The sequence below is a fragment of the Flavobacterium sp. CFS9 genome (genome assembly GCF_041154745.1).
Classification (GTDB): Bacteria; Bacteroidota; Bacteroidia; order Flavobacteriales; family Flavobacteriaceae; genus Flavobacterium.
Genome location: NZ_AP031573.1, coordinates 5175191 through 5196119 on the forward strand (window position 1 = coordinate 5175191; position 20929 = coordinate 5196119).

The following is a 20929-nucleotide window of genomic DNA, read 5'->3' on the forward strand; positions in this document are numbered from 1 at the left end:
TTGATCCGTGTTTTCGCATGGCGAATCAGTATCATCCGTGTACCATTTTTTGAATAACAGAACAAATCTGTAAGCCCTCTTTGATCAACTTCATGAAATAAATCTTACTTTTGATCCAACACTATCCTCAATATGGTTTCGATAAAAACATTTGATCAGGCGACAGATTTAGAACAGCCCAGACGCGTTTTAAAATATGTTCTTGTTTATTGCACTTCGGGTTCGACCGTTATTTCTGTAGATGAAAATGAATTTACCTTAACCCAAAACGCTGTTATCACCATTACTTCCGGTCAGATTCATTATTTTAAAAACATCGGGAATGCGACGGGATTTGTTTTAGAATTTACCTATAATTTTTTCTGTAAAGACGATACGGATATGGAATTGATTTTCCATAACGGACTGTTTTGCCACTTCGCCATGAATGAAATGATTGTGGTAGACAATGGCCTATTTGTAATTCAGGAATTAGAAACTATCGGCAATGAATTACTACAAATGCCGTATCAATACCTCACCTCTATTCACAGCCGAATTGAATTGATATTGATCGAAATCAACCGAACCAAAATTAATCGCGGGGATGAAATCTACAAACCCGATGCGCTGTTTCTTCACTTTCTGGAAACGATTTTACAAAACTTCGACAAAAACCTTTCTGTAAACGAAATAGCAGTGCTGATAGGTACAACAGAATCGAAACTAAACGAACTTTCGAAACTACATACCAATAAAACGGCTCAAAATGTAATTTTCGGTTTAATCATCTCTGAAGCCAAACGTCTTTTTACCTACGAGAAATTATCGGTAAAAGAAGTCGCTTATGCTTTAGGGTTTAATGATCCTTTTTACTTTTCTAATTTCTTCAAAAAACACACCAACACTTCCCCAAAAACCTATAAAGAAAATACTGCACATTCGTAATTTCACCCAATTCATCGTTTTTAACGTTTGCTTTCTCAATTGATTACATGCTTTTTCGAGGATTCTCTATTCTTTAGCAACACTGCCTTCCTCATCTTTGTATTGTAATAATTAAGCAATCAAAAAGATGAAAAAAAATCAGAAATATGCCGTTTTGCTTTTGCGTGTTGCCTTAGCAGCAGGTTTTTTATCCGCCGTTTCAAGTCGGTTAGGATTATGGGGAGAACACTCTTCGGGTTGGGAAAACTTCGTGGCCTATACCGAACAGGTAAATTCTTTTGTTCCTAAAAACTGGATTCCCACAATTGCCATTGCATCGACTGTTTCGGAAGCGCTATTGGCTCTACTCCTGCTCATTGGCTATCAAACCAAATTTATGGCTGTTGGCGCTGCCTTGTTAACTTTTGGCTTTGCACTTGCCATGACTTATTCTTTTGGAGTAAAAGAACCTTTAGATTATTCGGTATTTACCTTTTCTATGGCCGCCTTTCTTTTGTCAACAGTAGAAAAATACCACTGGAGTTTAGATGAAATCATTATGAAAAATAAAACAAACTAAAAAATTACTAAAATGGAAAAACAAATCACAAGAAGCAGCGAAAAAGAATGGAAAGTTCTAATTGAAGAAGGTGTAAAAACGGACGGCATTTCCGCCAAATCCTTATACTTTGATCCCACTACAAACAGACCCACTGTTTTTTTACTAAAATTCGAAGCGGGTGCCTCGTACCCTAATCATGTTCATCCGGCAGGTGAAGAAATTTATGTTCTTGAAGGCGAAGTACGCTCCGGAAAAGACGAACTAAAAACAGGCGATTATATGTACATGCCACCGGGAAGCACTCATTCTGTATTTTCAAAAAATGGCTGTGTATTGCTGTTTAAAGTCCCTGAGGAAGTTGTAATACTTAAATAACCACATCTAACATTTTACATCTAACATTTTACATCTAACATTTTACATCTCACATCTAACATTTCACATTTTCACATTTTCACATCTTACCTAAAAAAACCTTCTTGCAGGATCCGATTTTAATTCAGTCCTGCAAATTGCATTTAGCCAATAACAAAAATCAAAAAAGATAAATAAATCTTAAATTTTCTCTTTCACAGATCAATATATGTAGCTAACTACGTAAATTTACACACAAATTATTTTTTATGGTATTAGAGCAGTCAAAGTCATTGGTATTAGGGAATCTTTTACAGCGTTTGAATGAGAACCTGAGAAAAGAAGCGCAGTTATTCTACAAAAGTCAGAACATCGATTTTGAACCCAAATGGTTTCCGGTCGTTTATGTGCTTTCGCAGAAAAAAGCGATTAGTGTTGTCGAACTCTCACAGGAGATTGGGTACTCCCATCCTACTACTATTTCGTTATTGAAAGAGTTGGAGAAAAAAGAACTGATTGGTTCGGCGAAAGATGCAAAAGACGAAAGGAAACGTCTGATCACACTCACTGATAAAGCCAATGAGATGATCGATCAATTACAGCCTTTATGGAAAATTATGACCGAAGCTTTGGTTGAACTCACCGATACCGAAAATAATTTGTTTAAAGCCATACACGAAGTAACTCAGAATTTGAAAACTAAAAATCTTTTTGACCGAATGACCACAATTAAAGAAATGAAAAGCGAAGCTGCTCCAAAAAACATAGAAAATACCGTAAAAGTTGAAAAGATTGATGACGATAAACTAATCGATATTGCTTTTGCTATACGCCGTCAGGTATTTGTTGAAGAACAAAATGTATCGCAGGAACGCGAATCTATGGACGATGAAGAGGCGATTCATTATCTCGCCACCATAAATGGCTTGCCAGCCGGAGCGGCACGCTACCGCAAAATGGAAAAGGGTTTTAAAATTGAACGCATTGCTGTTTTGAATACTTATAGAGGAAAACGAATTGGAGAAGCAATCCTGCAAAAAATCTTAGCCGATTTAAAAGACGCAGAGAAGATTTATTTGTACGCACAAGTCAATGCAAGTCGTTTTTACATCAAAAACGGATTTAAACAAACGGATAATTTTTTCCTGGATGCGGGAATTGAGCATGTCGAAATGGATTATGTGAAAATGTGAGATGACAAAGAGTCCTTAATTAATAGTTTTACAACTCCGTTTTTCTATTCAAAAAAATCTCTACAGCTGCGGCGCTCGTGAATAAAAAAATGGCAAATTTTAAATCATACTCACGAGCGAAATGCAGGTTTAATAAGTAATTTTCCTTTTCCAAAAACGAAATAATACAGGACTTACCCATAAAATAGACAAGTATTTGGAATCTGTAGCTCTGAAAGAGCCTTAGCAGTAACATGGCACGAAGTGCCATGAATAATGGTGAGGCCTCTTTTAGCCCTGTAAGGGCGAAAGCATAACCCAAAAAGCACATATCTTTTTTATGACATTTCCGAAAGTTAGCAACTTTTAATCAAGATCTTATACTTAATTTATAACTGCTTATGCCCCTTCAGGGCAATATGATTCAATATCTTAATGTATAGTGCGTTGCACTATTTTTATGCTTTTGGGCTTTCAGCCCTTTTTAAACATTTCAAATATTTAGACCAAAAGAGAACACTAATTATAAAATCAGCTGCAATAAAATGATCTCTTAAATGAAGAGCTAAAATCGTTAATAAAAGAAATAACTCTTATCAACCCCACAACATTTTGTGTTGATATATATGTCCCTCGTTTAGCCCTGATTGCAGCGGTATCCTTTTTCTGGGCTCGTTTCTTTAACGAGAACAGAAAAAGATTTAGCGGAAAGCAGGACAAATGGTTTTAAAAGTGCCAAAATGTTCTGCTTCTAAAAAAAATATACACCATAAAAAACTCAATAAAATAAGGGCTTAACAAGGTTTTGAATGATTACCTATGACACGATAAGAAAATATTATGATAAAATTATTTCATAATCAGAAAAACCGTCCTACATTTGCCTAACGGTGTTAAACAATTTAATACTCAACAAAAATGGCAAGTAAAGATCGTATTTTAAGACAAAAAGAAGAGACAAGAAGTAACATTCTTGATGCTGCTTATACTATCGTTAAAGACGAAGGGTGGCAAGGTCTGAGTATGAGAAAAATTGCTGATAAAATTGAATACACCGCTCCTATTATTTATGAATACTTTTCAAACAAGGATGCCATTTTAAGGGAACTAACCGGGAAAGGCTTTACTAAATTAGCAAAGGAACTTGAAGAAGCTAAAGCTAAATTTAGTAAACCGGAAGAACAGTTAGAAGCCATGTGGATGGCGTATTGGGATTTTGCTTTTACGGATACCGAAATGTATCAGGTGATGTTTGGAGTACAGATGAATTGCTGTTCTGAACAATGCGACGCTGCCAAAATGCCTTATAAATTGTTTACGACAGTTATTGCCGAGGTCATGAAAAACAGCAATCCAAGTGAAGAAGTAGTCAAACAAAAATATTTTACTTTCTTTTCTGTCATTCACGGTTTGATCGCTATCAACATCATCAACAAAAGTGACGTAATGGAAACAATCAACAATCAAATTCTGAAAGATGCGATTGGTGGTATCATAAAATCAATACAATAAAAAAAATTTAATTTTCACTTAACAGTGGTAAATGATTTAATAGAGTAATTTTGAATCTCTTTTACTTACTATTTAACAGTGATAAATAATTTAACCAAGTAATACAGAACTTTTTTTTGCTGCTTTACTTAACACTGATAAATAATTTAATGCCCATTATGAAATAGAGTTGGAAGCTGAATTCTATGACCTTTTAGGCTTTACAACTTAACGATGTTAGATAATTTAATATAATTAAACATGAATGCCAGAATACCCCATCAATTAATCCAAAAGAATGTTCAACAATTTAAAACCAATACTAAAATGAAAAATGTTATCATAACCAGTTTTATTCTGGCACTTGTACTAAGCAGTTGTGCAGATAAATCGCAAGCCCCGGCAGCTCCTGCTGCACCATTATTACCCGTTGCCGCCATTACAAGCGAAAACACTACTACTGATGCCGAATACCCTGCTTCTATACAAGGAACTGTTGACGTTGAAATTCGTCCTCAGGTAAGCGGAAATCTGGAAAGAGTTTTTGTAGACGAAGGTGCTTACGTTAATAAAGGTCAAACTTTATTCAAAATAAACGAACGTCCTTTCCGTGAACAATTAAACAATGCACTGGCCAACCTTCACGCTGCTGAAGCGGCTTTGATCAACGCGCAATTGGAAGTGGATAAATTGACTCCATTGGTTCAAAACAAAGTAGTTTCGGATTATCAGTTAAAAACGGCTAAGGCTTCTCAAAAAATTGCTGCCGCCAATATCGAACAGGCAAAAGCAATGGTAGGATCGGCAAGAATTAATCTTGGATATACTAATGTTACCGCTCCTGTAAGCGGCTACATTGGAAGATTACCTAAAAAACAAGGAAGCTTAGTTTCGGCATCGGATGTTGAACCTTTAACTAATTTATCTGACGTGCATGAAGTTTTTGCCTATTTCTCTTTGGGAGAAACCGATTTCATCAACTTTAAAGCGCAATATGCCGGCAGCAGCCTTGGTGATAAAATCAAAAAATTACCTCCTGTAACTTTGATCTTAGCCGATAATAATGCTTATCCTCAAACCGGAAAAATCGATATGGTAGACGGTCAGTTTGATAAAACAACTGGAGCCATTACGTTAAGAGCTACTTTCCCTAATGCCGGCGGAACATTACGTTCAGGAAACACGGGGAAAATTCGTTTAGGACTTCACCACGACGATGCTCTTTTGGTACCACAATCGGCTACTGTTGAAATGCAGGACAAAGTTTTTGTTTTCACCGTTAACAAAGAAAATAAAGTCAACAAGATGCCTATCACGGTTATTGGTAAAAGCGGTACAAACTATTTGATTAAAGATGGTATCAAATCAGGCGATCAGATTGTACTAAGCGGTATCGATAAACTTCAGGAAGGTCAGGTCATTCAGCCTGAAAAACCGGTGACAAAAGTTGCCCAAGTAATCACTAAAAAATAATTTACACGCAAATGTTCAAAATATTTATACAAAGACCTGTACTGGCAACCGTAATCTCCATTTTATTGGTGATCCTGGGGGTACTTGGACTTACGAAATTGCCTTTACAACAGTTTCCTGATATTGCACCGCCATCGGTTTTGGTAACGGCGGTTTATCCGGGAGCTAACGCCGAAACGGTTTTGCGTTCGGTAGCGCCCTCTTTAGAAGAATCTATCAATGGGGTGGAAAACATGACTTACATGAGCTCTACTGCCAGTAACGACGGATCGTTAGCCATTACTGTTTTCTTTAAATTAGGTACCGATGCCGATCAGGCAGCTGTAAACGTACAAAACAGGGTGGCTCAGGCGACCAGTCAATTGCCTGCCGAAGTGGTACAGCAAGGGGTAATCACTGCGAAACAACAAAACAGTTTCATTATGGCCATCGGTATGTACACCGAGGATGAATCGAAATACGATCAGACATTTGTGGCCAATTATGCCCAAATCAATATTATTCCGGAAATCAAACGTATTCCGGGAGTAGGATCGGCTAGTATTTTTGGAGGTGTAAAAGATTACTCGATGCGTGTCTGGCTGAATCCGACACAAATGTCAACTTATAAAGTGACGCCAAACGAAATCATGAGCGCTATTCAGGACAAAAGTTTGGAAGCTGCTCCGGGTAAATTTGGAGAAAGAAGTACAGAAGTTTTCGAATATGTAATCAAATACAAAGGAAAACTAACGAAACCGGAAGAATATGAAAATATTGCTATTCGCTCAAATGCAGATGGTTCGGTACTTCGCTTAAAAGACGTTGCAAGAGTTGAACTTGGTGCTTATTCGTACAACAGTTTAACACGTTTAAATGGTAAAAAAGGAGTTGTAATCGGTATTATTCAGTTGGCAGGTTCGAACTCCAATGATATTCAGATCGCAATTAACAAACTGATGGAGAAAGCTGCTAAAGATTTCCCAAAAGGTATCAAACAAAATATTTTCTATAGTACCAAAGTATCACTGGATCAATCTATAGAACAAGTAGAACATACTTTAATCGAAGCATTTATATTAGTATTCATTGTAGTATTTATATTCCTGCAAGATTTTAGATCAACATTAATCCCGGCTATTGCTGTACCTGTAGCAATTTTAGGAACGTTCTTCTTCATGCAGTTATTCGGATTCTCGATCAATCTTCTAACGCTTTTCGCTTTAATTCTGGCGATTGGTATTGTGGTAGATGATGCGATTGTGGTCGTCGAAGCCGTGCATGCCAAAATGGAGCACAAACATTTGTCTCCAAAAGTAGCAACACATGAAGCAATGCACGAAATAACGGGTGCTATTATCTCGATTACGCTGGTAATGGCTGCTGTATTCCTGCCGGTTGGTTTTATGGAAGGCTCTACGGGAGTTTTCTATCGTCAGTTTGCCTTTACGATGGCGATTGCAATTGTAATTTCGGCTGTGAATGCCTTGACTTTAAGTCCGGCTCTTGCTGCATTGTTCCTGAAAGACAATCACGGTACAGCAGCAAACGGAAATGAAGTGTATGTTAAAAAAGGATTTAAAGAAAAATTCTTTACAGCATTCAACAGCAGCTTCGAATCTTTGACAAATCGTTATGTGGGTGGTATTAAATTTTTAATTCGCCGCAAATGGTTAAGCTTAGGTGGTCTGGCCTTAATTACAGCAGCAACAATTCTGTTAGTAAAAACGACTCCAACAGGATTTATTCCAACGGAAGATCAGGGATTTATTGCGATTGCAGTAAACACTCCTTCGGGAACTTCTCTTGACGGAACACAAAAAGTAATGACACAGGCAGAAAATCTGTTAAGAGCCGACGAATCATCGCGATTTGTAACTGCGATTTCAGGATTCAATTTATTAACGAATTCTACGAGTCCATCAGCAGCCGTTATTTTTGTCTTGCTTAAACCGGATGAAGAGCGTGGAAAAATCAAAGGAATCGACGAAATAATGGCCGATGTACAAGGGAAATTAGGAACTATTAGCGGCGGAAGTTTCTTTGTCTTCAGTTTCCCAACTGTTCCCGGATTTAGTAACGTTGAAGCTTTAGATTTGGTGCTGCAGGATAAAACCGGAGGTAAACTGGATAAGTTCAGCGGGGTTTCTCAAAGCTTCATTGGTGAGCTAATGAAACGTCCGGAGATCGCCATGGCATTTACGAGTTTCAAAGCCGATTTCCCTCAGTTACAGCTGGATATTAATGATGAAAAAGCCAATCAGTTGGGCGTGAATGTAAAAGACATTTTACAAACGATGCAGACTTATTTTGGTAGCGCACAAGCTTCTGACTTTAACCGATTTGGTAAATATTACAGAGTAGTGGTTCAGGCCGATATTGCCGACAGAGCTGATCCATCTTCTATTGACCGAGTTTTTGTGAAAAACAAAACCGGAGAAATGGTTCCAATAAATACTTTGGTGAAACTAAGCCGTATTTATGGTTCTGAGACTGCTTCGAGATATAATTTATTTAATTCGATTTCGATAAACGCCATTCCGAAACCTGGATTTAGTTCGGGGGATGCCATTAAAGCCATAGAAGAAGTTGCTGCACAACATTTACCTGCAGGTTACAGTTTTGAGTTTTCAGGACAAACCCGTGAAGAGATTTCTTCGGGAGGACAATCCGCAACGATATTCTTACTGTGTTTGATATTCATCTATTTCTTACTTGCTGCACAGTATGAAAGTTACATTTTGCCTTTGGCTGTAATCTTTTCTATCCCTGCAGGTATTTTTGGAGTATTTGTGGCCATTGGTTTCACCGGAATTCAAAATAACATTTATGTACAGGTTGCTCTCGTAATGCTGATCGGACTGCTTGCTAAAAATGCCATTCTGATTGTGGAGTTTGCGGTTCAGAAAAGAAAATCCGGTCAGGCCTTGATTCTGGCTTCAATCGATGCGGCAAAACTGCGTTTACGACCAATTATCATGACATCGCTTGCTTTTGTCGTGGGATTAATTCCAATGATGAGTGCTAAAGGACCGTCGGCACAAGGTAACCATTCAATTAGTATTGGTGCCGCAGGAGGTATGATTTCAGGGGTAATTCTAGGATTGTTTATCATCCCGGTATTATTCATCATCTTCCAATATTTACAAGAAAAGGTTTCCGGAAAACCGGTAGCCGTAATTCATAACGAAGAAAAATAAAAATGGAAAACTATATCACAACTATACTCGTAGCCATCATTATTGGCATCGGATATATCTCTTATAAAATTTCAAGAGATCTTGAAAGCAGAAAAGATACTTGTACAGAAATTTAATGACAATACTTAAAATGAAAAATCATATAACCAAAATTGTGATGATCGCTCTTTTGATCACCACAGTAATATCCTGTAAGGTTTCGAAGGATATTGAAACTCCAAAAGATGCATTTCCTGAAAATTTCAGGAGTGCATCGGTTTCAAAAGATACGACAAGTATCGGCGATACGGAGTGGAAAAACTTCTTTACCGAAAAGGATGTTGTTCAATTAATCGACAGTGCGGTTGCCCGAAACAACGACCTGCAAATTGCCACTAAAAACATCGAGATTGCACATTACAGATTCACACAGTCCAAATGGGGAAATATTCCTGAGGTCAATTTATCGGTAGCGGCAAGCACCAGCAATCCGTCAGACAATAGTTTTACCGGAAAGAATTTAGGTCAGGCGTTGGGTCAGAATCATATTAATGACTTCACTGCCGGAGCCACACTTTCATGGGAAGCTGACATTTGGGGAAGAATAAAAAACCAGAAAAAAGAAGCTTTTGCAGGTTATCTCCAGTCAGAAGAAGTTAAAAAAGCTTTGCAGACTACTATTGTTGCCAATGTTTCTAAAGGATATTACAATCTTTTAATGTTGGACGCACAATTGGATATTGCCCGACAAAATCTAAAATTAAATGATAGTACCACCAATATTATCAAATTAAAATACGATGCCGGTCAGGTCACTTCATTGGCCATTCAACAATCGGAAGCACAAAAATTAAACGCCGCACAATTGATTCCTTTATTGGAACAAAACATTGCGATTCAGGAGAATGCTTTAAGTGTTTTGACAGGATCTTTTCCGGATTCCAAAAAAAGAAGTATTCGTTTGAGTGCTTTAGAAGTTAAAAACAATACCGCGATCGGGATTCCGTCTTCGTTAGTAAGCCGCAGACCGGATGTAAAAAGCGCCGAACTTGCGCTTAAAGCCGCAAATGCCAGCGTAGGAGTTACAAAAGCCAATTTGTATCCGGCACTTAGAATTACAGCTCAGGGTGGTGTAAACTCCTTCGAAGCCAGTAATTGGTTCAATATTCCGGCCTCTTTGTTCGGAACTCTTGCAGGTGGATTAACACAGCCTTTGCTGAACAATAAAAAAGTAAAAACACAATACCATATTGCCGTTGCCGAGAGGGAAAAAGCGGTTCTGAATTTCAGACAGTCTGTTTTAGTAGCGGTTAGTGAAGTATCAGATGCTTTGGTAAAAGTAGAGAAATTGCAGCAACAGGAATCCTTTTTGCAACAACGTGTCAAAACGTTACAGCAAGCCATAAAAAATGCCAATTTGTTATTCAAAAATGGTATGGCGGAATATCTTGAAGTACTTACCGCGCAATCAAATTTATTGCAAAGTGAGCTAGAATTAGCCAACATAAAAAGAGAGCAGCTTTCTGCCAATACTGAATTGTATCGTGCTTTAGGTGGTGGCTGGAAATAATACCCGTTAATTATTTATTTTTTGAGAGGAGAACGCTGTGAGACTTTGGTTTCATGGCGTTTTTTTATGGCACGCAGATGACGCGGGTCCGCTTTGCGGAAACGCGGATTAAGACGATTTTTTTACTCTCACTTTTGTCATTTCGACGAAGGAGAAATCTTCGTATGAAACTCGACAAAGATTGGCGACATACTATTCGGAGTTGTTTGTGTGATCCTTCCTTCGTCAGGATAACAAGATTGTGTATAAAGATTGCGAATAATCACTGTGAAAAAAAATCTGTGAAAATCCGTGTCTTCGCGATAGTGAATCCGCGTTATCCGCGTACCCTATAATCCGTAATATTTCTTACTTTTGATATTAACAAGTCTTTAAAAAATGGCTTGAGACAATGGATATCACATCCAATACTAATAAAAAAGCAAAATTATCCTCTTAATCAATATATTAAAACTCATGAGAAGAATAGCATGCATTGCAATTTTGGCATTACTATTTACAAACTGTAAAGAAAACAATTCAGAGAAAGAAACAAAAGCGGTAAAAGAACCGGTAAAAACAAATTCTACTGTAAAAAAAGAAACACAAGAGAAAAAAGAAGACTGCAAGGATATTGAAGTAGAAATGGGTTCCGGAAGAGAATGTATTTTAAAAGGTACGGATCTTGCCCAGGTCTATCAAAATATTATCCAAAATAAAGAGGTTGAAGAATCTGCTTATTTTTTAAGTACAATCCCGAACGAAAGCAAATCTGTATCGGTAAATAAAAATGGATTAATCTCTGTTGATTATAAAATCTCTAAAGACAAAATCCTTGTTAGTATGAATTATGAAGGCGGTTTGACTGAAGTAACGCTCGAAAAAATAAAAGATACCATTAAAAAAAGTATTTATCACTATGCCGATTAAACTCTGAAATAAAAGAATTTACACTAAAACTGTTAAAATCTTTTCCAATTAAACCGCTAAATAACTTTTACGTTTTTTAGCGGTTTTTTTTCTCACAATAGTCGCTCCTCATTCCCCAAAATGGCAAAAAGAAGAAGAAAAAAATCTGTGAAAATCCGCGTCTTCGCGATAGCGAATCCGTGCCATCTGCGTACCCTATAATCCGTAATATTTCTTTATTTTTGATCTGCAAAACTTCTATAAAATGACAATCGAATCACCTCAATACCTTAACGATTTAAAGATAAAATTCGAAAGCTACGCTCCTATTTCAGAAAGCTCCTGGCAGTTAATTGAAGGTATTGCTGAATTTCAGTCTATTAAAAAAGGAGACATTTTACTCCAAAACGGACAAATTGCAAAAGAAATGCATTTTATAATCAAAGGTGCTTTACGAGCCTTTATAACCGATGCAGCAGGTAACCTCTATAACAAAAACATTTTTCTTGCAGGTGATTTTGCCGGTTCAAAAGCTTCGTTATTGCAGCAAACGGCTTCTCACTTTACCATAGAAGCACTCGAAGATTCTATTCTGATTCAACTTAACTACAAAAAATACAGAGCACTCATTGATCAGAACGACGATCTCAAAAATTATTACATTGCCTATCTGGAAAAAAACTGGGTAATCGAAAAAGAACAGCGCGAAATTGCTTTAGTCATGCAAAATGCAACCGAAAGATACCTACAGCTTTTATCCAAACATCCGGATATTGCAGACCGCATTCCGTTGCTTCACATCGCGTCGCATTTGGGCATTACCCCTACTCAACTCAGCCGTATTCGAAAAAATCTCGAAAAAGATTTGTAAATCAACATATGTAAAGGTTTCTCCTAAAAGTCTGCGGTAACTTTGTCTTGTATTCTTATAAATAATATTCAAATGAAAAATATAAACTTAATCGAAGACAATATAAACAACCTTACTGGTTTGTGGAAAACCGTTACTGCTCCTTTCCTGGCTTATCATACGAATGATCTTTTGGAACATACTAAAATCGAAAACTCAGGCTGGCCCAATAAACTCTGGACCCGAAAAGACATTTCGAAAAATGACGTTATCGAAATAAGCAAAATCATAAAAGCCAATCCAACCGTATCTTTTCCATACTGGGATATCTACGAAACAAAATCAAATGAGCTGTTGGAGGCAAACGGTTTCACACTAAAAACGGAACAAGTTGCCATGGCTTTAAAATTAGATGAGAAATTTACGCTGCAAAACCATCTGAGTTTTAAAAGAGTTGTCACTGAGCAGGATGCCAAAATATGGGCCGATCTGTATCCTCATGCTTTTGGTTATGTGATTAGCAAAGAAATCCTTATTCAGAATTACAATAACGTTCATTTCTATTTGGTTTCCTTAGACAATCAACCAATCGGAACGTTTATGCTGTTTCAGACTCAAAATACAATTGGAATTCATGGTTTGGGAGTAATTCCCGAAATGCGCAGAAAAGGTTTTGCTGAAGAAATCATGAAGTATGCATTAAATCTTTCTATCGACCTAAATGCTGATTATGCGCAATTACAAGCTTCTGCCATGGGAAAAGATATTTATACACGATTGGGTTTTGAAGATTTGTTTGTGATTAAGAATTATGTTTTACAAATAAATTCCGAATCTTAAATTCTAAACTCCAGGTTTCAGATTTCAAGTTTCAGGTTTCAAGAGTAAAAGAAGAAAGAGCCAAGAGTCAAATTTCAAAATCTATTCTCTTGACTCTTGGCTCTAAAATCTAAAATCTAAAATCTTCCACTCTGTCCCAAATGCCCCTAAAATAGTCGTAAATGTGTAGTCCCTTCAAAAGATAAGAATTGTAAGTTTGTAATGAATTAATTAACAACCTTTTAAAAACTATCCCATGAAAAAAGCAAAAATTATCTTTTGGATCACTACTACTATTATCTTTTTATTCGAAGGCGTTATGCCGGCCTTAACTTCACAAACTGAATTAGCAAAAGAAGGAATCAGGCATTTGGGTTATCCTGAGTATTTCGGAAATGCCTTAGTTGTCTTTAAAATTCTTGGTGTTTTAGTGCTGGTGATTCCTTCTATTCCAAAAAACATAAAGGAATGGGCTTATGCCGGTTTTGGCTTCGACTTTATATTTGCTTCCATAAGTCATGCTGCCGTAGACGGTATCAATTTCCAGGCCTTCTTTCCTTTAATCTTTTTAGTAATTCTGGCGATCTCTTACGTTTATTATCACAAAATAGAACGTTATAAAAACATCGCTTTATAACCTCTCCAAATGATGATAGAAGTTTATAAAACAAATGTTCAGGAAGTCGAGCAATCGCTATTGATTGTGGGGAAACTTCTTGAGCATTTTCCAAACAGTCATATTAATTTTGATTTAGAGGATTGTGATCGGATTTTGCGCGTTCATGCACCTTCAATTTCAAATCAAAGAATAATAGAACTTCTTGATTCCTATGGCTATCATTGTGAAGTTCTTCTGTGAATCGCAAAAAACAACAAATATCTGATTTGTAAAGTTTTATTGATAAAATTTGTAAATTTGAGACACTATCAACCTTCAAATCTAACCAAATGAACTTACCCTCCGGACATCAGACCATCATGCCTTATTTGATTTTAAATGGCGCATCACAATTTATTGTATTTACCCAAAAAGTTTTTGAGGCAAACAATTCTTCCAATAATAATGTACTACGCGAAGACGGAACGGTTATGCATGCCGAAATCATGCTCAACGGAAGCACGCTTATGGTTACAGACGTGATCAAAGACTGGTCCAGACAAACTGCCAATTTATTTGTATATGTACCCAATGTGGACGAAACATATAAAAAAGCATTAGAAAATGGAGCCACAAGTGTAATGGAACTAAGTAACAAAGATTACGGCAGGACTTGCGGTGTTTCCGATCCTTTTGGAAATGTCTGGTGGATCACCACCGTAATCGAATAAAAAAAGAATTATGAAAACCGAATTAAAAAAAGAAATCACCACTACTTTCGGAGAATTTTACGATACTCTTTCTCTTTTTACAACGGCTGAAATCAATCAGGTTCCTTTTGAAGGAAGCTGGACTGCCGGACAGGTTACACGTCATATTATTAAATCAACATCAGGTCTGCGTCAGGTTTGTGATTCAGATACCCAAAAACTGCCCGGAAACTACGATGACAAGATTCCTGTACTCACCTCCATTTTTCTCGATTTCAGCAGCAAGTATAATTCACCGGACTTTATCTATCCTGAAGACCGCGAATACGATAAAACCGACTTGCTTTCCAGTCTAAAAAGGATTGAAAGTGAAATGCTTCCTATTGCCGAAAATTATGATTTAACCCTCACCTGTATGAATTTTGAAATACCGGGTGTAGGGAATTTAACCATCTACGAGTTGCTAAGCTTTTGTGTTATGCACGCCAAAAGGCATTTAAATCAATTAAAAAATATTTATAACATTGTAAAATAACTTTATGAGCTCTAAAACCAAAACCATTTTATACGCCGGACTTGTTGCCGGAACATTTGACATCATTGCAGCTATTACAATTTATGCTTTTATCCTTCAAAAAACACCTGCCGTAAAAATTCTGCAATCCATTGCAAGTGGTGTTTTTAGAAAAGAAGCTTATAATGGAGGTTCGTTAATGGCTTTCTGTGGTCTTGGATTACATTACTTCATTGCACTCACCTTTGCCTGGTTTTATTTTACTATCTATCCCTTTCTTCCATTTCTGAAAAAAAATACAATTGTTTCGGGATTCCTTTATGGAATTTTTGTCTGGATCATCATGAATTTAATTGTTCTGCCTATTGCTTTCCCCGGACTTCCCGAAAAACATTTCGATTTCCCTTTAGTCCTATCCATCGTAATTTTGATGTTTTGCATTGGGCTTCCAATCGCTTACATCGCCAGAAAATATTACAGTTTACAGTCACAGTCTTAACGGCAAAACTGAAACCATAAATCCACAGAATCCCTTTTCGCAAAGGGATTTTTTATTTTACAAACCTCACATAACGTGAGCTTTACATATTTATTTCATTGAACCAATGCTAATTATATAAACTTCAAAAAAAGTTATGTAAGATTTCTTCTTTAGTTGTCAAGTAACTTTAATCTATCGTAAATAAAGACCAAAACTGTCTTTTAAGATTTACATTGTTTCGTTTTCGATTTAATACTAAAAAACTATTATTTTGATACTCACTCTAAAAAATACTTTCACCGAAATAGGAAATGCAACTTTGTTTGCAAAGCAGTTTTTTAAGGAAGTTTTTGTTCCTCCTTATGAGGCTAAAGAGTTTATAAAACAATGTTATGTAATTGGATATAAATCATTGCCTTTAGTTGCCATAACCGGTTTTATTATGGGATTAGTACTCACCCTTCAATCCCGTCCTACACTGGTTAATTTTGGAGCGGAATCCTGGTTGCCCGGAATGGTAGCCCTTTCCTTAATAAGAGAAATTGCTCCCGTAATTACTGCCTTAATTTGTGCCGGAAAAATATCCTCGGGAATTGGTGCCGAATTAGGATCGATGAAGGTAACCGAACAAATTGATGCGATGGAAGTTTCGGCAATCAATCCATACAACTATTTGGTCGTAACCCGAATTTTGGCCTGTACCTTAATGGTTCCCATTTTAGTCCTTTTTGCAGATGCTGTGGGTATTGTTGGTGGTTTTGTTGGAATTAATATCCACGGTGATGTTAATTTTTATCGCTATCTGACTCAAATTCTACAATCACTGGAATATCTGGATTTGATTCCTGCCACGATTAAGACGTTCTTCTTCGGATTCTTTATCGGAATGATTGGATGTTTTAAGGGATTTAATGCTTCTAATGGAACTGAAAGTGTGGGAAAAGCAGCAAATTCAGCTGTAGTAACAGCCTCGCTGACCATTTTTATTCTTGATATGATTGCTGTTCAAATAACCGATTTATTCTTTTAAAGATGATTAAGGAAGAAGGAAATACAACACTCAAAACTAAAGCAAAAAGCAAAACTCCAATCATCGAGATCAGGGATTTGCACAAAACTTTTGGTACAGACAATACTGTTCTGCAAGGTATAAATCTAACGGTGAATAAAGGAGAAGATTTAGTGATCCTTGGGCGTTCCGGTTCGGGAAAATCGGTGACCATAAAATGTATTGCGGGTTTAATAACACCGGATCAGGGCGAAATAAAAGTATTTAACGAAAATGTCTTAAATCTGAAGAAAACGGAGCTAAATCAGATCAGGGTTCGAATTGGCTTTTTATTTCAGAGTGGTGCGCTGTACGACTCCATGTCGGTGCGTGAAAATCTGGCTTTCACTTTACAAAAACACAAACACAACCTAACACCTGAAGAAGTCGAAACTGAAGTCATGGAAGCTTTAGATAATGTTGGTTTGGGGGATGCCATCGATAAAATGCCTTCGGAACTATCAGGCGGAATGCAAAAAAGAATCGGTCTGGCCAGAACATTAATCTTAAAACCGGAGATTATCCTGTACGACGAACCGACAACGGGATTAGATACCATAACCTCGCGAGAGATCAGCGAATTAATTCTCGATATCAAACACAAGCGTAAAACAACTTCCATCATTATTACTCACGATATGGCTTGCGCAAAACTCACAGCCGACCGAATTATGGTTTTAAAAGATGGTGTAATACATGCCGAAGGGACTTACGAAGAACTGGAAAAAGACGAGGACGAATGGGTGCGCTCTTTTTTCAAATAAAACAAAATAAATTGTAGAAATCATGGATAAACAATCTGGATATACCTGGAAATTAGGAATGTTTGTAGCAATTGGATTGTTACTTTTTATAATGGCAATTTACTTTATAGGGAAACAAAAAAATATCTTTGGTTCCACATTTCACATCAGCTCCCGATTTAAAACGGTAAGCGGTCTGGAAGTGGGCAACAATGTGCGCTTTTCAGGAATTAACATTGGCACTGTGGAAGAAATCAGATTAATAAATGACTCGTCTGTTGTGGTTTCAATGGTGATTAAAGACGATGTTCGAAAATTCATCAAAACAGACGCTCGTGCCAGCATTGGTTCTGACGGATTGATGGGTGACAAAGTTCTCACTATTTCTCCCGGTACAAAGTCACAAAAAATAATCGAAAACAACGGAGCCATTGCTTCGATTGACGGAATTGAAATGCAGGACATCATGAAAAGTGTCAAAAAAAGTGTCGATAATGTTGGGGTTATTTCTGATGAACTTGCGACTTTTAGCCATAGCATGAACAACGGAAACGGAGCCCTGGCAAGATTAGTCCGCGATGATAAAATGGCCAATAGTGTTTCGAATACCCTTTCGAATCTGGAAAGCGGTACCAAAGGTTTTAGTGATAATATGGAAGCGGCCAAAAATAACTTTTTGTTGAGAGGCTATTTCAGGAAAAAAGAGAAGGAAAAGGAAAAACAAAAAGAGGAAGCTAAAGAGAAAAAAGAAGAACAACAGGAAAAAATCAATAAAGAAAAAGAGGAAAAAGCCAAAGAAGAAAAACAAAAACAGGAGAAACAAAAAGAAGAAGACGCTAAAAAAGCATCCTCCGGAAAGGATAAACCTTAGACAAACTTCAAGGAAAATGGAAAAGCAAAACACAAGCTGTCATCCAAATTAATTTGGTATCAAAGTTTTAATGAAACGCTTTAAAAATAATTTGTAAAATCTTTACCTTACTGCTTTACAAAAAAAGTAATTCATGAAAAGTTTTTCTTTCCCGCCCCTATCCAGCAAAGATGCTGTTATTCTGATTTTGGGTACTATGCCCGGAACCAAATCATTGGAATTGAATCAATATTACGGTCACAATCAGAATAATTTCTGGAAATTTATGTTTGCAATTTTGAAGGAAGATCTTTCCACTGATTATGAAGCCCGAAAAACTTTGCTGCAAAAAAATAACATTGCGGTATGGGATGTGTTACAGTATTGCGAAAGAATAGGAAGTTTAGACAGTGCTATTAAAAATGAAATCCCTAACGATTTTGAATCCTTTTTAGAACAGCATCCCAATATCACAACCATTCTTTTTAACGGACAAAAGGCAGCGGCATTCTTTAAAAAATATGTCCAGCTGAAAAAAAACTATCGTTTGATCACATTACCCTCAACAAGTCCGGCAAATGCGGGTAAAAGTTATGAATCTAAACTTCAGGAGTGGAAAATCTCTGTTTCTCCGCATCATAATAATACGTCGTCATCTCACACAGATTAAAAAAAAATTAATACATTTAAGTTGTAAAAAACATTGATTGCGTTATTTTTTCTTTGAATAAGCTATTCTCTTCAGGAGTAGCTTTGTTGCTTAATCGGAAACCAAAACGATATCCTTATGAAAATTCAAACTTACTACAATCATGTTCGGTTTTATACCCCGCATCATTTTGTTTATTATCCGGTTTTAGCACTATTCTTAGGCTGCAGTATTTATTTTGCCTGTACTACGGAAAATGCCCTTATTTGGTCTTTTATAAGTGTTTGTTTTCTATTTCTGTTTTTTCTTGCCTATATGCTTCGCCAGCATTACGCCCTGACGCTTCAAAACCGAATCGTGAGGCTGGAACTTCGCTATCGTTATTTCAGTCTTACCGGAAAAAGGCTTGAAGAATTTGAGTACAAACTAACGGATGATCAGATTTTTGCTTTGAGATTTGCTCCTGATAACGAAATCCTGCCGCTTTTGGAAGATGCTCTTAAAAATAACCTCAGCGGAGACGCTATAAAAAAAGCCATCGTACACTGGAGAGCCGATTATAACAGGGTGTAAAAACGATAAAAGACTAAAGTTTCTCTAACTTTTAGTTCTGCGATTAAACAAAATGTACACTAAAAAAAGAACCAACCAAACGCTTACAATCACCCCAAAATACATCCCAATAATTGACGGATGTAAATAGTTGGGTTCGTAAAACAGCTTGTCAAAAGTAGTAAATTTCTCCATCAGCGCTTTTCGGTCAAAGCTGTTTCGAATCGTATTCAATACCTCATCGCGATGTTCTCTAAAGTAAAATGCATCTGCGGCAAGTTGTTTGGGAACAATACTACTCTCAACTTTATACTTCTTCAAAAGAGTATCCAGCTTCTGAAAATTCAACTGCAACGAGTCTTTTCTGTATTTGTACAGCAATTTATAACGTTGTACAGCGGCATTGTACTGTTGTTTTTCTGCTGCTATTCCGTCTACAGCTTTAAACAAGGATTTATTTTCGAGAAAAATACAAATGCTATCATCGTATTCTGGTCGAACCTCAACGCCTCTGAATATGATCTCTGTACTGTCTTTAATCACCTTTTTGGTTATAATTCTCTCTAAAAGTTCCTTTTTATCTAAACCAATTTCGTCCAGAACCTTACTGGCTACGGTCGAGACTTTATCTAAATCGGTTGTCAGCACTTTCACGGTATCTATGCTGTAATACCTGCTCTCTGTGTTGTAATAACCGTTTGCTATTAAAACACTGTCCACTACCTCCGTGACTGGATAGGGTTTTGGATACAGGATATTAACCGGATTAAACAATTTTTCAGAACTGTAAGAAGTATAATTGTATAAAAACGGATTTAAAACATTCAGTAACGCTTTGTCTTTATTGAAATTAGCTTCAGAGAGTTCGCTCCTTAATTTAGCATTTTGTCCAAAACTATAACTGATAAAAAAGGAAAAACTCAGGAAACAAATCAGGAGTAATACAAAACCCGTTTTAAGCAGACTGGTCAGAGAATAAGCGTATCGGGAATGATTTTTAATCAAAAATATCAGGAAGAAAAATAAAAACAAACCGCTGATGAAAAAATGGGAAATGGAAACATCATCGTAAAATTTGAATCTGTAAAATTCAAAGTAGGAATTGATATTAGCCATTCCTTTAAAGGTAAAAAAACCATATAAAAAATACCCTAAATGAATGAACAGCAGTACCAAAAAAGACTTTACAAAGAATTGCGTTAATTTTTTTTCCATTTTTTATTTTGAGAATTTACTCTCAAATATAGCCAATCTGATTTAAAAATGATATTTTCAAACCTTCCTGAAGGAAATTCTCCAAATCAGAATTAGCCTTTTTTTCAGGTTCCCATACCACAAAAACTGATACAAATTCAAAGCAAAAAACGACACACATAACTGATAATCAAACACATTCACTACAAACAAAATTAAATTGGATGATTATTTTTCGTTAACTGTAAAGGTTAAAATTTTATCAATAATTATTCTTTCTGTTTTTTTCTAATATCCTATCAAAAAGATAAAACAAACAAACCCGACGTCTTCTGAAAGATACCGGG

The 20929-nt window shown here is 36.5% G+C and carries 22 protein-coding genes; 21 read left to right on the forward strand and 1 reads right to left on the reverse strand.

All coding sequences use genetic code 11. The annotated features are described in order from the left end of the window. Window positions 1-132: 132 nt before the first annotated feature. From ACAM30_RS21275 to ACAM30_RS21375, 21 genes are all read left to right on the forward strand, one after another. Window positions 133-927, forward strand: a complete 795-nt coding sequence (locus ACAM30_RS21275) for a helix-turn-helix domain-containing protein (RefSeq protein ID WP_369616516.1) — start codon at window positions 133-135, stop codon at window positions 925-927. 127 nt (window positions 928-1054) lie between these two features. Next, complete coding sequence (locus ACAM30_RS21280) at window positions 1055-1486, forward strand: MauE/DoxX family redox-associated membrane protein (RefSeq protein WP_369616517.1); 432 nt, start codon at window positions 1055-1057, stop codon at window positions 1484-1486. 12 nt (window positions 1487-1498) lie between these two features. After that, on the forward strand, window positions 1499-1843 hold the full coding sequence (locus ACAM30_RS21285; protein WP_369616518.1) for a cupin domain-containing protein: 345 nt from the start codon (window positions 1499-1501) through the stop codon (window positions 1841-1843). A 248-nt stretch (window positions 1844-2091) separates the two neighbouring features. Further along, window positions 2092-3015, forward strand: coding sequence for a GNAT family N-acetyltransferase (locus ACAM30_RS21290; protein ID WP_369616519.1), 924 nt, complete (start codon window positions 2092-2094; stop codon window positions 3013-3015). A gap of 897 nt (window positions 3016-3912) precedes the next feature. Continuing rightward, the gene (locus tag ACAM30_RS21295) at window positions 3913-4506 is read left to right on the forward strand and encodes a TetR/AcrR family transcriptional regulator (RefSeq protein WP_369616520.1); all 594 of its coding nucleotides are present in this window, start codon (window positions 3913-3915) and stop codon (window positions 4504-4506) included. Between the two features lie 306 nt (window positions 4507-4812). Next, the gene (locus ACAM30_RS21300) at window positions 4813-5958 is read left to right on the forward strand and encodes an efflux RND transporter periplasmic adaptor subunit (protein WP_369616521.1); all 1146 of its coding nucleotides are present in this window, start codon (window positions 4813-4815) and stop codon (window positions 5956-5958) included. 11 nt (window positions 5959-5969) lie between these two features. Beyond that, on the forward strand, window positions 5970-9137 hold the full coding sequence (locus tag ACAM30_RS21305) for an efflux RND transporter permease subunit (RefSeq protein ID WP_369616522.1): 3168 nt from the start codon (window positions 5970-5972) through the stop codon (window positions 9135-9137). A 130-nt stretch (window positions 9138-9267) separates the two neighbouring features. Then, a complete protein-coding gene (locus ACAM30_RS21310; RefSeq protein ID WP_369616523.1) occupies window positions 9268-10686 on the forward strand; it encodes a TolC family protein in 1419 nt (472 codons plus the stop codon). 456 nt (window positions 10687-11142) lie between these two features. Then, a complete protein-coding gene (locus ACAM30_RS21315) occupies window positions 11143-11595 on the forward strand; it encodes a hypothetical protein (protein ID WP_369616524.1) in 453 nt (150 codons plus the stop codon). Window positions 11596-11839: 244 nt separating this feature from the next. After that, window positions 11840-12445, forward strand: a complete 606-nt coding sequence (locus ACAM30_RS21320; protein ID WP_369616525.1) for a Crp/Fnr family transcriptional regulator — start codon at window positions 11840-11842, stop codon at window positions 12443-12445. 72 nt (window positions 12446-12517) lie between these two features. Then, on the forward strand, window positions 12518-13264 hold the full coding sequence (locus ACAM30_RS21325; protein ID WP_369616526.1) for a GNAT family N-acetyltransferase: 747 nt from the start codon (window positions 12518-12520) through the stop codon (window positions 13262-13264). Between the two features lie 235 nt (window positions 13265-13499). Further along, entirely contained in the window at window positions 13500-13880 is a 381-nt protein-coding gene (locus ACAM30_RS21330; protein WP_202703995.1) for a DoxX family protein, read from the forward strand. Window positions 13881-13889: 9 nt separating this feature from the next. After that, window positions 13890-14102, forward strand: a complete 213-nt coding sequence (locus tag ACAM30_RS21335) for a hypothetical protein (RefSeq protein WP_017495574.1) — start codon at window positions 13890-13892, stop codon at window positions 14100-14102. Window positions 14103-14191: 89 nt separating this feature from the next. Further along, on the forward strand, window positions 14192-14572 hold the full coding sequence (locus ACAM30_RS21340; RefSeq protein ID WP_369616527.1) for a VOC family protein: 381 nt from the start codon (window positions 14192-14194) through the stop codon (window positions 14570-14572). Between the two features lie 10 nt (window positions 14573-14582). Then, window positions 14583-15086 carry a DinB family protein gene (locus ACAM30_RS21345; RefSeq protein ID WP_369616528.1) on the forward strand — a complete coding sequence of 168 codons (504 nt, stop codon included), beginning with the start codon at window positions 14583-14585 and terminating at the stop codon, window positions 15084-15086. A gap of 4 nt (window positions 15087-15090) precedes the next feature. Then, entirely contained in the window at window positions 15091-15564 is a 474-nt protein-coding gene (locus ACAM30_RS21350; RefSeq protein WP_369616529.1) for a DUF1440 domain-containing protein, read from the forward strand. 253 nt (window positions 15565-15817) lie between these two features. Further along, window positions 15818-16576, forward strand: coding sequence for an MlaE family ABC transporter permease (locus tag ACAM30_RS21355; protein ID WP_369616530.1), 759 nt, complete (start codon window positions 15818-15820; stop codon window positions 16574-16576). Window positions 16577-16578: 2 nt separating this feature from the next. Next, window positions 16579-17358 carry an ABC transporter ATP-binding protein gene (locus ACAM30_RS21360; RefSeq protein ID WP_369616531.1) on the forward strand — a complete coding sequence of 260 codons (780 nt, stop codon included), beginning with the start codon at window positions 16579-16581 and terminating at the stop codon, window positions 17356-17358. A gap of 22 nt (window positions 17359-17380) precedes the next feature. Further along, complete coding sequence (locus ACAM30_RS21365; RefSeq protein ID WP_369616532.1) at window positions 17381-18208, forward strand: MlaD family protein; 828 nt, start codon at window positions 17381-17383, stop codon at window positions 18206-18208. Window positions 18209-18341: 133 nt separating this feature from the next. Then, window positions 18342-18857, forward strand: a complete 516-nt coding sequence (locus ACAM30_RS21370) for a DNA-deoxyinosine glycosylase (protein WP_369616533.1) — start codon at window positions 18342-18344, stop codon at window positions 18855-18857. Between the two features lie 117 nt (window positions 18858-18974). Continuing rightward, a complete protein-coding gene (locus tag ACAM30_RS21375; protein ID WP_369616534.1) occupies window positions 18975-19409 on the forward strand; it encodes a DUF6526 family protein in 435 nt (144 codons plus the stop codon). A 24-nt stretch (window positions 19410-19433) separates the two neighbouring features. Here ACAM30_RS21375 and ACAM30_RS21380 read toward each other — a convergent pair whose 3' ends face one another. Next, window positions 19434-20603: a hypothetical protein gene (locus ACAM30_RS21380; protein WP_369616535.1), complete on the reverse strand. Its 1170-nt coding sequence runs from the start codon at window positions 20601-20603 to the stop codon at window positions 19434-19436. Window positions 20604-20929: the final 326 nt, after the last annotated feature.